The 12,569-nt window shown below is 67.7% G+C and carries 12 protein-coding genes; 9 read left to right on the top strand and 3 right to left on the bottom strand.

Annotation, left to right across the window (positions count from 1 at the left end):
* Positions 1–67 precede the first annotated feature (67 nt).
* The gene (locus AB0J62_RS01330) at positions 68–535 is read left to right on the top strand and encodes a uridine kinase (RefSeq protein WP_363862817.1); all 468 of its coding nucleotides are present in this window, start codon (positions 68–70) and stop codon (positions 533–535) included.
* A 114-nt stretch (positions 536–649) separates the two neighbouring features.
* On the opposite strand, the gene AB0J62_RS01325 is transcribed toward AB0J62_RS01330, so the two are convergent.
* Complete coding sequence (locus AB0J62_RS01325) at positions 650–1,243, bottom strand: CGNR zinc finger domain-containing protein (protein WP_363862814.1); 594 nt, start codon at positions 1,241–1,243, stop codon at positions 650–652.
* 62 nt (positions 1,244–1,305) lie between these two features.
* Between AB0J62_RS01325 and AB0J62_RS01320 the strand changes: the two genes are divergently transcribed.
* Positions 1,306–2,478, top strand: coding sequence for an MFS transporter (locus AB0J62_RS01320; protein WP_363862811.1), 1,173 nt, complete (start codon positions 1,306–1,308; stop codon positions 2,476–2,478).
* On the opposite strand, the gene AB0J62_RS01315 is transcribed toward AB0J62_RS01320, so the two are convergent.
* Positions 2,453–4,714 (bottom strand): FdhF/YdeP family oxidoreductase, encoded by a 2,262-nt coding sequence (locus AB0J62_RS01315; RefSeq protein WP_363862808.1) that lies wholly within the window; start codon positions 4,712–4,714, stop codon positions 2,453–2,455. The two genes, AB0J62_RS01320 and AB0J62_RS01315, sit on opposite strands and share 26 nt — an antisense overlap.
* Positions 4,715–4,860: 146 nt before the next feature.
* On the opposite strand from AB0J62_RS01315, the gene AB0J62_RS01310 reads away from it, so the two are divergent.
* From AB0J62_RS01310 to AB0J62_RS01300, 3 genes are read left to right on the top strand one after another with little or no spacing between them, the layout of a single operon-like run.
* Positions 4,861–5,589: an SDR family NAD(P)-dependent oxidoreductase gene (locus AB0J62_RS01310; RefSeq protein WP_363862805.1), complete on the top strand. Its 729-nt coding sequence runs from the start codon at positions 4,861–4,863 to the stop codon at positions 5,587–5,589.
* A gap of 16 nt (positions 5,590–5,605) precedes the next feature.
* Positions 5,606–6,907, top strand: coding sequence for an MFS transporter (locus AB0J62_RS01305; protein WP_363862802.1), 1,302 nt, complete (start codon positions 5,606–5,608; stop codon positions 6,905–6,907).
* Between the two features lie 4 nt (positions 6,908–6,911).
* Positions 6,912–8,684 carry a GAF domain-containing protein gene (locus AB0J62_RS01300; protein ID WP_363862799.1) on the top strand — a complete coding sequence of 591 codons (1,773 nt, stop codon included), beginning with the start codon at positions 6,912–6,914 and terminating at the stop codon, positions 8,682–8,684.
* Here the strand turns inward: AB0J62_RS01300 and AB0J62_RS01295 are convergent.
* Positions 8,673–9,593, bottom strand: a complete 921-nt coding sequence (locus tag AB0J62_RS01295; protein ID WP_363862796.1) for an NADP-dependent oxidoreductase — start codon at positions 9,591–9,593, stop codon at positions 8,673–8,675. The two genes, AB0J62_RS01300 and AB0J62_RS01295, sit on opposite strands and share 12 nt — an antisense overlap.
* Positions 9,594–9,695: 102 nt before the next feature.
* Between AB0J62_RS01295 and AB0J62_RS01290 the strand changes: the two genes are divergently transcribed.
* From AB0J62_RS01290 to AB0J62_RS01275, 4 genes are all read left to right on the top strand, one after another.
* Positions 9,696–10,103 (top strand): helix-turn-helix domain-containing protein, encoded by a 408-nt coding sequence (locus tag AB0J62_RS01290; RefSeq protein ID WP_363862793.1) that lies wholly within the window; start codon positions 9,696–9,698, stop codon positions 10,101–10,103.
* On the top strand, positions 10,100–10,714 hold the full coding sequence (locus tag AB0J62_RS01285) for a DUF2064 domain-containing protein (protein WP_363862790.1): 615 nt from the start codon (positions 10,100–10,102) through the stop codon (positions 10,712–10,714). Before AB0J62_RS01290 ends, AB0J62_RS01285 begins: the two co-directional genes overlap by 4 nt.
* 243 nt (positions 10,715–10,957) lie before the next feature.
* Positions 10,958–11,356 (top strand): prepilin-type N-terminal cleavage/methylation domain-containing protein, encoded by a 399-nt coding sequence (locus AB0J62_RS01280; protein ID WP_363862787.1) that lies wholly within the window; start codon positions 10,958–10,960, stop codon positions 11,354–11,356.
* 90 nt (positions 11,357–11,446) lie between these two features.
* Complete coding sequence (locus AB0J62_RS01275) at positions 11,447–12,544, top strand: type IV pilus twitching motility protein PilT (RefSeq protein WP_363862784.1); 1,098 nt, start codon at positions 11,447–11,449, stop codon at positions 12,542–12,544.
* Positions 12,545–12,569: the final 25 nt, after the last annotated feature.

The raw sequence follows: 12,569 nt of genomic DNA, 5'->3' as shown, positions 1-12,569 counted from the left end.
GCGCCTCACCCGAAACCATCGGGTGGGGCGCCTGCCGTTGCGCAAGCCTGTTGCAGGTTGTTGCAACTTGCTTGCGCGCAGCGACCGAAGTGGGAAAGGGTTCTTCGCAGTCGGGTGGGACTACGACGCGGTCCGCAATCAGCTCCTGCTGCCACTCGGACCAGATGGCAACCGTCGCTACGTCGTCGGGGTCCGCGAAACCTCCGCGCGCTCCGCCCTCGACTCACCAACCCGGACCGCCACTCCCGACGCCGTCCTCCTCGCCGACGGCGCCTTCCTCCAACGACCTGAGCTCGACGCACACTGGGATCTCCGCATCTACATCCACGTCAGCTTCGACACGGTCCTCCACCGAGGCACCGCCCGCGACCAGGCCTGGAAGGACTCGCCTGCAGCCGCCGAGCACCGCTACCTGACCAGATACATCCCCGGCGAACGCAGGTACGTCAACGAAATCCACCCCGCCGACCGCGCCCAACTGGTGGTGGACAACGAGGATCCGGCGTATCCGATCATCACGCGTGCCCAGCAGTGAATCTGCATGCGGACAGGAGGTGTCGGGTAGCTCTCTAGTGCACCTGAGCGTGAGCATGTCCCACGCGTACGCTGTCGCGCGGCGCACTACCTGTCGAGCTGCAGATCACACTCGTCAGCTCAGCTGCTGGCGGGCGCGGTGGGCGGCGGCTTTGACTCGGCTTTGGCATTGGGGGGAGCAGAAGCGGCGTTGACCGTTCTTCGACAGGTCGACGAAGACGCGGTCGCATTGGGGGGCTGCGCAGACGCCCAGGCGGCCGGCTAGGTCGCTGCCGACGGCTAGGGCCAGGCCGGCGGCGCAGCCGGCTGCCCAGCCGTTGGCTAGTTGTTCGTCGGGGCCGTGGAAGTGGAGGCTCCAGGGGCGGTCCCGGCCGCGGTCGAGCTGTGGACGGGCGTTGGTGTCCACGAGGAGCGCGTTGATCTCGGTCGCGGCGGTGTCCAGGTCGTCGGCTGCGGCGGCTTCGAAGATCAGCCGCATCCGGCCGGCCAACTGCTTGAGGCGGCGGGCGTCGTCCACCGGCACCGACTTCGGGGGATGACCGATCGCGGTCAGGGCCTGTGCCACGGCTTCGGTGATCACTGCGGGATCGTCGGCGGGCGCGGCGTACGCGACGCCGCCGGAGTACCCGGGGGTCAGCCGGTTCACGTACTCGACCGACGCCGCCAGCACACTCCTGGCGTGACTATCAAAAGACACTTGACCGGTCATGGGTCCTCTCCGTAGGCTCTCGCGTGACCGATCATATCCGTTTAGACAGTCATGGAGTTGTGATGAGCGCTGCTGCCACGCTGACCGGACCCTGGCGTGGGCTGTCCCGGACTGTCTGGATCCTGGTCGTCGCCCGCGCGGTGAACCGGATCGGCGCGTTCACGCTCCCGTTCTTGGGCGTTGTGCTCACGGTCGAGTTCGGTGCTTCGCTCGGTCAGACCGGCCTGATCCTCGCGGTCTTCGGCGCCGCGACGATCCCGTCCCGGCTGCTCGGCGGCCAGTTGGCCGACCGCCTCGGCCGGCGCCTGACGATCGTGCTCGGCCTCAGCGGCTGCGCGATCGCCCAACTCTGGATCGCGCTGAGCCACACGTTGTGGTCGGCAGTACTTGCCACGATCCTGCTCGGCCTCGCGTTCGAGATCTACGAGCCGCCGAGCCAGGCGATGATCGCCGACGTCACCGAGCCGTCCGACCGGCCCGCCGCCTACGGTCTCTACAGCGCCGCGCTGGCTGCTGCGGGTGTGCTGGCCGGCCTACTCGCTGCCGCGCTCAGCCATTGGGATCTCCGGTGGCTCTTCGTTGCCGACGCGATCACGTGTCTGTCCTGCGCCGCTCTGGTCGCGCTCGTCCTTCGAACCGACCTGCAGCACGCAGAGGAAGCGCCCACCTCGACGGTGTCGGTATGGCGCGATCGCCGACTGCTCCTGCTCCTCGCCGGCGGAACGATCTTCGCCACCGTCTACATGCAGATCATCATCGGTCTGCCGCTGACGCTGCTCGAACAGGGTCTCCCGAAGTCCGGCATCGGAATCATCCTGGCCATCTCCGCGACCACCCTGATCGCCGCGCAACGCCTGCTCCGCGTCCAGCACCTCGACGACTTCCGATCCATCAGCATCGGCTACGTCCTGCTCGCCGCCGGCTTGGTTGTCTGCGCAGTCGCCGGCACCTTGGCGGTCTTCGTGATTGCCGCGATCCTCTGGAGCCTCGGCGACCTGTTCCTGCTGACCCGCTACCTCACGCAAGCCTCCGGTCTGGCGCCCGATCAGGCCCGCGGCCGGTACCTGGCCGTCTTCGGACTGAGCTGGGGAATCGCGACCACGATCGCCCCGCTCACAGTCACCCAACTCCTGGAGAGCGCCGGCCCGACAGGGCTCTGGCTGACAAGCGCAGCTGTCGCGGTCGCACTCGCAATACTCCAGCCGTGGTTCAGGAAGCGACTGGCTCCAGCCTGACCGTCAGGCCCTTCGCGACGGGCGTGTTGCTGCCCTTCGCGACGTCGTCGGCCGACATCAGCACGTTGGTCTCCGGGTAGTACGCCGCTACGCAACCACGAGCCGTCGGGTAGGACACCAGCCGGTAGTGCGAGGCGCGCCGTTCGACCCCACGGAACTCGCTCACGATGTCGACGTACCCGCCGTCCTCGAGACCGAGCTCGGCCAGGTCGTCCGGGTTCACGAAGACGACCTCGCGGGTCCCGTTGACGCCGCGGTAGCGGTCCTGGAGACCGTAGATCGTGGTGTTGAACTGGTCGTGACTGCGCATGGTCTGCAGCAGCAGCCGGCCCGGCTCCGTCGGCAACCAGGTCAGGTCGTTGGCGGTGAACTGGGCCCGCGCGTCGGACGTCTTGAACTCGCGCTTGTCCCGCGCCGCGTGCGCCAGCAGGAAGCCGCCGTCGTTCGCCCGCAGGCGGTCCTCGAAATCCTCGTACCCGTCGGCCACCCGCCCGATCCGCTGCCGGATCAGGCTGTAGTCGTCCGCGAAGTCGGCCCACGGGATCTCGCCGACGTCGGGCACCACAGCCCGCGCCAGCCCACAGATGATGCCGATCTCCGACTTCATCTCCGGACCCGGGGGAATCAGGTTGCCGGTCGAGAGGTGTACGGCGCCTTGTGAGTCCTCGACGGTGACCGACTGCGGACCGGCCGCGGTGTGGTCGTGGTCAGTGCGTCCGAGCGTCGGCAGGATCAGCGCCTCGCGACCGGTGATCGTGTGCGACCGGTTGAGCTTCGTCGACACATGCACGGTCAGATCGCAGGCACGCAGACCGCGGTGCACGACCTCGGTGTCCGGCGTCGCGGACGCGAAGTTCCCGCCCATCCCGAAGAACACGCGGACGGCGCCGTCGCGCAGCCGCTTGACCGTCTCCGCCGCGTCGATGCCGTGCTCGCGCGGCGAGGTGAAGGAGAACTCGGAGTCGAGCTTGTCCAGGAACTCGTCCGGCATCTTCTCCCAGATGCCCATGCTGCGGTCGCCCTGCACGTTGGAGTGACCGCGCACCGGGCACGGGCCGGCGCCCGGCTTGCCGATATTGCCCTGCAGGAGAAGGACGTTGACGATCTCGCTGATCGTCGCGACGGCCTCGCGGTGCTGCGTCAGGCCCATCGCCCAGCAGATCACCGTCGCCTTGGACCTGATGAACCGCTGGGTGAGCTCCTCGATCTCGGCGCGCCGCAGTCCGGTCGCCTGCTCGACCGCCGGCCAGTCGATCTCGGTGTTGTGCTTCGCATAGAGCTCGAACCCGCTGGTGTGCGAGTCGATGAACGACTTGTCCAGAACGGTGCCCGGGTTGGCCGCCTCGGCCTGGAGCAGAAGGTGGCCGACGGCAAGGAACAGTGCCTGGTCGCCGCCGAGCCGGATCTGCAGGTGCTGGTCGGCGAGCTTCGTGCCCTTGCCGATCCAGCCCCGCGCGGCCTGCGGGTTCTTGAAGTTCATCAGGCCGGGCTCGGGCAGCGGGTTGACCGAGACGATGTCGCCGCCGTTGCGCTTGGCGATCTCGAGGTGGCTGAGCATCCGCGGTGCGTTGGTGCCCGGGTTCTGGCCGACGACGACGATCAGCTCGGCCTCTTCCAGCATCTCCAGCGTGACGGCACCCTTACCGCTGCCGATCACCTTCGACAGCGCCGTACCCGAGGATTCGTGGCACATGTTCGAGCAGTCGGGCAGGTTGTTGGTGCCGTAGGCGCGGACGAAGAGCTGGTAGAGGAAGGCGGCCTCGTTGCTGGTCCGGCCGGAGGTGTAGAACACGGCGTCGTTCGGGTCGACGAGGGCCTTCAGGTGCCGCGCGACGACCTGGAACGCCTCGTCCCAGCCGACCGGCTCGTAGTTGGTCGCGCCGGCCCGGAGCAGCATCGGCTCGGTGATCCGGCCGAGCTTGCCGAGCTCGAACTCCGAGATCTCGTTCATCGCCTCGACCGAGTGCTCGGCGAAGAACTCCCGGGGGACCCGCTTACGGGTCGCCTCCCAGGCCACCGCCTTCGCGCCGTTCTCGCAGAACTCGGCCGCGTGCTTGCGTTTGTGGTCGGGATCCGGCCAGGCGCAGGACGGGCAGTCGAACCCGCCGTCCTGGTTCATCTTCAGGAACACCTTGCCGGTCCGCGCGGGACCCATCTCCCGGAAACCGAACTTGAACGACGAGAGCACCGCGGGGACGCCCGCGGCCTTCTTCTTCGGGTGCTCGATATCGACCATGTTTCAACCATAGGTCCACCTATCGGCAGCCGCAGGTTCGATAGGCACAGTTGTGGATAAGTGGCGTGTCGAGCCATGCGACGCCAGCGGGTTGTGTGGCCCCATCCCATAGTGCGCGATGGCCTGGATTTCTACAGTCATCGGCCATGGAGACCCGTCGAGCCCTCGTCACCGGCGCCGCGTCAGGCATCGGTGCCGCCTGCGCCCAACGCCTCGCCGCGGACGGCGTCCACGTGATCGGCGTGGACTTCGACCAGGCCGGTCTGGACGCGCTGGACGGCGTCGAGACGATTCTGACCGACCTGTCCGATCTGGAGCGGTTGTCGGAGCTGCCGGCCGACGTCGACATCCTGGTGAACAACGCCGGCGTACAGCAGGTCGCACCGGTCGAGCAGTTCCCGCCGGAGCGGTTCAGCTACATCATCCGGCTCATGCTCGAGGCGCCGTTCCGGCTGATCCGGCAGACGCTTCCGCACATGTACGGCGCCGGCTGGGGTCGCGTGGTGAACATCAGCTCGGTCCACGGTCTCCGGGCCAGTCCGTTCAAGGCGGCGTACGTCGCGGCCAAGCACGGGCTGGAGGGCCTCAGCAAGGTCGTCGCACTGGAAGGCGCGGCGCACGGAGTGACCAGCAACTGCGTCAACCCGGCCTACGTCCGTACGCCGCTGGTCACCGCGCAGCTGGCGGACCAGGCCGCGACGCACGGCCTGTCCGAGGCAGAGGTGCTGGACAAGGTCCTGCTCGAACCGGTCGCGGTGAAGCGGCTGATCGAACCGGCCGAAGTGGCGGAGCTCGTGGCCATGCTGTGTGGCCCAGCATCCGCCTCCATCACGGGGAGCTCGTTCGTACTCGACGGCGGCTGGACCGCCCACTAACTCAGGAGCCCGCCCAATGACAGCTACAGAACCGGTCCGCACCCGTACGTCGATCGTGCGGGTGGTGGGAGCGAGTCTCGTCGGTACGACGGTCGAGTGGTACGACTTCTTCCTCTACGGCGTCGCCGCATCGGTGGTGTTCGGCGATCTGTTCTTCCCGAAGGGCGAGGAGCTCAGCGGGACCTTGCTGAGCTTCGCCACCTTCGCGGTCGGCTTCTTCGCGCGGCCGATCGGCGGCGTGGTGTTCGGGCACTTCGGTGACCGACTGGGACGCAAGCAGCTGCTTGTGCTGTCGCTGCTGATGATGGGGTTCGCTACCTTCGCCATCGGCCTGCTGCCGACGTACGCACAGGTCGGCTCGCTCGCACCGATCCTGCTGACAGTACTGCGGCTCATCCAAGGCTTCGCGCTCGGCGGCGAGTGGGGTGGCGCCGTACTGATCGTGTCCGAGCACGGCGATCCGGCCAGGCGCGGTTTCTGGGCGTCGTGGCCGCAGGCCGGTGCGCCGGCGGGTCAGTTGATCGCGAACGGCGTGCTGGCGGGGCTGGCTGCGTTCCAGTCGGATGCTGACTTCAATGCCTGGGGCTGGCGCATTCCGTTCCTGCTGTCCGCAGTGCTCGTGCTGGTCGGTCTGTGGGTACGGCTGCGGATCGAGGAGTCGCCGGTGTTCCAGGAGGCCCGCGCCAAGCAGGAGCCTGCGGACAAGCTGCCGTTGCTCGAGGTGCTCACGAGGTACCCACGCGAGGTGCTGACGGCGATGGGGGCGCGGATGGCGGAGAACGTCAGCTACTACATCTTCACGATCGTCATCGCGACCTACGCGAAGGAACAGCTCGGGATGGGCAAGTCGTTCGCTCTCAACGCAGTACTGATCGGTGCTGCCATCCACTTCTTCGCGATCCCGGCGTGGGGCGCTCTGTCGGACCGCATCGGTCGCCGGCCGGTCTATCTGATCGGTGCTGTCGGCGTGGGTGTCTGGGTGTTCGTCTTCATCGCACTGATCGACACCCGCAACTTCGCGTTGGCCACGCTGGCCGTGACAGTCGGTCTGATCCTGCACGGTGCTATGTACGGACCGCAGGCCTCGTTCTTCACCGAGCTGTTCGGGACACGTGTGCGGTACTCCGGAGTCTCGGTCGGCTACCAGCTCGCGTCGATCATCGCGGGCGGTCTGGCGCCGTTCATCGCGGTGGCGCTGCTCAAGGCGTACGACTCGGGCTATGCGATCGCCGTGTACGTCGCAGCGTGTGCAGTGATCTCGGTGGTCGCAGTGACGTCGTACTCCGAAACGCACCGCCGGGATCTCACTACTCTGTAGAACCATGGAGGAGCTTCTGCGGCTGCTGGCCGAGGATGCGCCCGGGAGCGAGCTGGCCCGGGCGGCGGGCGAGGACGCGGTGGCGCGCGACCTCGCCCTGCGCATCCGGGCCGGCATGGACGCCAGCAAGAAGCGTGAGGCCGAGCTGTCCGCACTGGTCGACGTAGCGCGCGAATTGGCGTCCGCGCGCGATCCAGGCGGCGTACTCGACACGATCGTCCACCGCGCCCGCACTCTGATCGGGACGGACGTCGCATACCTGACGCTGTACGACGAGACGCGTGGCGACACGTACATGCGTGCCACTGACGGCTCCGTGTCGGCTGCGTTTCAGCAACTGCGATTGCCTCTGGGTGCTGGACTCGGCGGACTGGTAGCGGAGACGTACAAGCCGTACTGGACCGCGGACTACCCGTCCGACCGACGCTTCCGCCACACCATGCCGATCGACGATGCGGTCGGCGAGGAGGGGCTCGTGGCGATCTGCGGTACGCCGCTGATCGTCGACGGAGCGTTCGTCGGCGTGCTGTTCGCGTCAAACCGGACAGCACGGCCTTTCAGTCGCGATGAGGTGTCGCTGCTCGGTTCACTCGCCACGCTGGCGGCGGTAACGATCGTCCAAGTACGCGCGGCCGCCGAGACAGCTGCTGCGCTGGACCAACTGTCCGCCGCGCATGCCGGTGTCGAACACGCAGCAGCCGCGCATGACCGCTTCGCCGACATCGTGTTGTCCGGCGGCGATGTGGACGCCATCGCCGCCGCACTGGCCGAGCTGCTCGGCGTGTGGGTCGTGCTGGTCGATGCCGCTGGCAACGAACTTGCGGTCGCCGGAGCAGTCCCTGAAGCAGTGCCCTGGCAGGAGTCCGAGTCCGGTCGTTTGACTCGCATCGGTGATTGCTGGGTCGTCGCGGCGACTGCCAAGGGTGAACGGCTCGGTGCGCTCGTGATCGGAGGCGCTGACGACCTGTCCGGTGCAGACCGTCGCATCGTCGAACGTGCTGCTGTTGTCACCGCACTGGTTCTGCTCTTCCGACGGCAGTCCGCTGAGCAATCCCAACGCGCACAAGCCGATCTGCTGGCCGACGTCCTGAGTGGGAGCGCCGATCCACGCACGTTGACCGATCGACTCCGGCTGCTCGCACCGAACCATCGCCACGACCGCCTCGTCATAGCAGTCTGCCGCGGCGACCACACCGCCGTACGCGCACGACTCTCCGCACCGCTGGAGGACAGACTCGTGCTGTCCGGACCGTACGGCGGGGACCTGGTGCTGCTGTTGGCCCGTACGACGCCTGGTAGCGCGGCCCGTGAGCTGGCTGAGGTGGCGAAGCGTGGCGGCGTCACGATCGCTGTGACCGGTCCTGCTTCCTGGGGTGAGCCCCTGATCGAAGCCCACCGCCAGGCCGCCCGGGTGGTCGGCACCATGCTCCGCCTAGGGCGCCATGGCGAGTCCGCCACACCTGACGATCTCGGCGTTGCTGGATTGGTCGGTGCATCCGATGTAGACGTTCGCGGCCATGTGCACCACGTTCTCGGCAAGGTCATCGACTACGACACGCAGCGCGGCACCGACCTGATCGGCACCCTCCAGGCCTACTTCGCCGCCGGCCAGAGCCCGACCCGCGCCGCGACCGCTCTGCACATCCACCCCAACACCGTCCAGCAACGACTGGACCGCGTCACCGCCCTACTCGGCGACGGCTGGCTGTCTGCCGACCGGTCACTAGACGTCCAGGTAGCACTCCGTCTCCACTCCGCTCTTGGTCTAGGGCAGTAGGACCACTCGGCCTCGTACGCCGCCTGCAGCGACGCGCTTGTAGGCGATCGCGGCCTCGTCGAGGCGATAGGTGTCGGCAAGCCGTGCCGAGAGGACACCGGCCTCGACCAGGCGGACCAGCTCGTTCAGGTCCTGCTGGTTGGTGTGGATGAAGTGTTGTTCCACGGTGATGCCGCGGAGGTGAGGCGGGCGTGGGCCTCCTTGCAGGTGTACGTGGCGGCCGCCGTTGCGCACTGCCTCTTGTGCTGCGATTCCGACCACGGCAGCGTCGATCACGCCGTCAACGCCGGCCGGCACGATTCGTCGTACCGCTGCAGCGAGGTCGTCGTCACGGTTGACGAAATGGTCCGCGCCTAGGTCTGCTACCAGTTGTTCGTCGTGTGCTCGGGCGCTGGCGATCACTGTCAGACCACGGTGCTTGGCCAGCTCAACGGCGTACCCGCCGACGCCTCCTGCGGCTCCGGTGACGAGCACCGTCTGTCCCTCCAGCGCGTTGACGGCCTGCAGAGCGGTCAAACCGTTCAGGCCGAACGTTGAGGCACTGGCCAGGTCGACACCTTCCGGTGCTCGCACCACGGCGTCCGCGTCGAGTACGACGTACTCGGCGTGCGTCTTGAGAGCCCGACCTAGCAGGTCAGCCACTCCGACCACGGTCTGCGCTGGTGCTGACGTGTTCGGGCCGACGGCATCCACGGTGCCGGCGACGTCCCAGCCGAGACCGAACTGCTCGCGAGCCGCCGTGAGCCCGAACTCCACGAGGGCTCCCGTGCTGATGGCCACGTCCACCGGGTTGACCGCGGCCGCTGCGACCTTGATGCGGACCTGGCCCGCGGCGGGCTCGGGTAAGGCGGTCTCGATCAGCTCGATCGCGTCCGGCCCGTCGAGGCGGCGGGCGACTAGTGCGCGCATATCGTTTCTCTCCTTGCGTGTGGGTTCGGACCCACTGTGGGAGAGTTACTCTCTATCGGGAAGTACGCACTTCAGGGTGCCTACCGTACGACGAGGAGAGCCATGCCCACCCGCACCGCAGCCGAGCTCCGCGAAGAGGCAGCCCGCGAGTACGACGCATTCCTCGCGACCTGCCCGGCCCGGCAACTCCTCGACCGCATCAGCGACAAATGGGTGACACTCATCCTCACCGCCCTCGCAGACGGCCCCCAGCGGTACTCCGACCTGTCCCGCCGCATCGCCGGCGTCAGCCAGAAGATGCTGACCCAAACGCTGCGCTCCCTCGAACGCGACGGCCTACTCACCCGCTCCGTCACGCCGTCCGTCCCAGTCCGCGTCGACTACGAACTCACGCCCCTGGGCGGCACTCTGATGCCTCTCATCGCCGCCATCAAAACCTGGGCCGAAACCCACATGCCCGAGGTGCACGAGGCCCGCACCTGCTACGACAACGTGAGCACCCCAGCGTGACCGGGGACCGGCGGGTTGTCGTTGTCGTCGTACCGGCCGCAGGCACCTGGGCGCCGCCCGGCCGGGATCCTGAAGCGTGGCGGTTGGCCTTGGCCGAGGACACCTACGAGGTACTCGCAGGCCTGGATCGCGTCGAGGTGGCGGTCGCGGTCGCAGGCGGCGACGAGGAGTCGGTAGCCGAGGTCAGTGCGCTGACGTGGCCGGGCACTCCGACGTACGCCGTGGATCCCGATCGCCCAGTCCTGAACGCAGTGGAGCTCGCCGGGCCGGCGGCCGCGGTCGTTGCGGTGTCGCACGACGTACCGGATCTGCCCGGGCTGCTGATCGGCAAGCTGTTCCGCGCCCTCAGCACCGCCGACATCGCTGTCACTCCGGCCGAGGACGGCACCCTCGCGGCGATCGGGACCAAGACGCCGGTCGCGGACTGGGTCGCTGAGGTCGCGCCAACGTTCGACACGGAACTGTCGGTCCTGGAAGCGCGCAAGCCACGCCGGCACGCGGTGGCGATCGGCCCTGGCTGGCATCGGCTGCGATCCGCTGCTGACATTGCGCGGCTGGATCCCGGTCTGGAGGGCTGGGACGCGACCAGGTCGCTGTTGCGCCATTCCTGAGGGCTTGTCGGTAGAACGACCGACAGCTGTCGGTCGGGTGGCCAGGGACGTCGGGCGTTCACCCGCTGTGACGCGAGGCTCGCAGAGGCGAGTCTTTGACGCGGCAGCAAGCATCATCCGGGGGGATGTGTGAGGCGGATCCGGCTGGATTTACAGGGGTCGAGTCGGGTCGTCGTTCGCGGCTGCCGCGCCTGGAAGACCCCGTCTCCGTCGCTTGCCGGAGCATCTGTAAAGGAAAGCAGCATGAATTACCCGCTTCGGGCCCTTGCCGCCCGAACAGTCCGGCGTGCCCGCAACCGCACGGCTCGGACCCGCAGCAGAAACCAGTCCGGCTTCACCCTGATCGAGCTGCTCGTCGTGATCGTCATCCTGGGCGTGCTGTCCGGGGTCGTCGTCTTCGCGGTCTCCGGTATCCAGGACCGCGGCAACGCGGCCGCCTGCAAGACCGACAAGAAGAGCGTGGAGGTCGCCGTCGAGGCGTACTACGCGAAGAACGGCACCTACCCGCCCGCCGGTGATCCCGGCTGGCTGGAGCTCACCGTCGGAACCAACCAGCTGCTGCGCAGTCGCCCGGCCGGCGACGGCTACACCATCACCCTCGGCGTGAACGGCCTGGTCACCGCGTCCGGCGCCTGCACCTGAGGTCGCCCCGCAGGGACGGACCGGTCAGAGGAGGCCCGGTCCGTCCACGGTGCGTCGTTTCCGGTCCGACGATCATGCCGAAGGGACGTCATGAGAATTCCCGTGCCTGGCAGCCGGGTGGATCTGTTGCTCGAAGAACTCTGGAACGCCGGCGGCACCGACCTGCTCCTCACCGTCGGGATGGCGCCGCAGTTGCGTGTCCACGGTGTCCTGCGACCGGCGGCGGACAAGACCCCGCTGACCCGGCGGGACACCGACGCGATGCTCGCGGAGATCCTCAACCCACACCGCTCGAACGTCTGGCAGACGACGTACGAGCACGACTTCTCGTTCTCCTGGCGGGACAACGCCCGGATCCGCGCGAACGCCTTCACCCAGCGCGGCGACACCGCGCTCGCACTTCGCGTCATCCCGCGCAGCATTCCGACCATGTCGGAGCTGGGGTTGCCGCCGGTGGTCGAAACGTTCGCCCGGCTGCACCAGGGCCTGGTCCTGGTCACCGGGCCGACCGGATCCGGCAAGTCGACCACCCTGGCCTCGGTCATCCACCAGATCAACACCGATCGGGCCTGCCACATCATCACGATCGAGGACCCGATCGAGTACGTGCACGAACATCGCCGTTCGGCGGTGAACCAGCGCGAGGTCGGCAGCGACACGGCGTCGTTCCCCGATGCCCTGCGGGCCGCGCTGCGCGAGGACCCCGACGTACTGCTGGTCGGTGAGATGAGAGACCTGGAGTCGATCCGGTTCGCCCTGACGATCGCCGAGACCGGTCATCTGGTCTTCGCGACGCTGCACACGAACGACACGGCCCAGTCGCTGGCCCGGATCATCGACGTGTTCCCGCCCGAGCAGCAGTCGCAGGTACGGGTCCAGCTCGCCGCGGCGCTCAGTGGCGTCGTACATCAGCGACTGATCCCGCGGGTCGGCGGCGGACTCGTGGCGGCGTTCGAGGTGATGGTCGCGAACGCCGGGATCCGCAACCTGATCAAGGAGGGCAAGACGCATCAGTTGCGCAACGCGCTGGTCACCGGTCGGCGCGAAGGCATGATCACGCTCGAGCAGTCCCTCTCGGAACTGATCGTCGCCGGCCAGATCCGGCCGGAGGATGCCTACTCCCGCAGCTCGCACCCGAACGAGATCGAACTCCGGCCGAGGATTCGCTCCGGGGCGGTGCAGGCATGAGGCACCGTGGAGAGGGAAAACAGCC

The sequence above is a fragment of the Kribbella sp. NPDC049584 genome, assembly GCF_040675555.1.
In the GTDB taxonomy this organism is placed as follows: Bacteria; Actinomycetota; Actinomycetes; order Propionibacteriales; family Kribbellaceae; genus Kribbella.
Note: the sequence above shows the minus strand (reverse complement) of the source record. Positions and strands in the feature narration are given on the sequence as shown.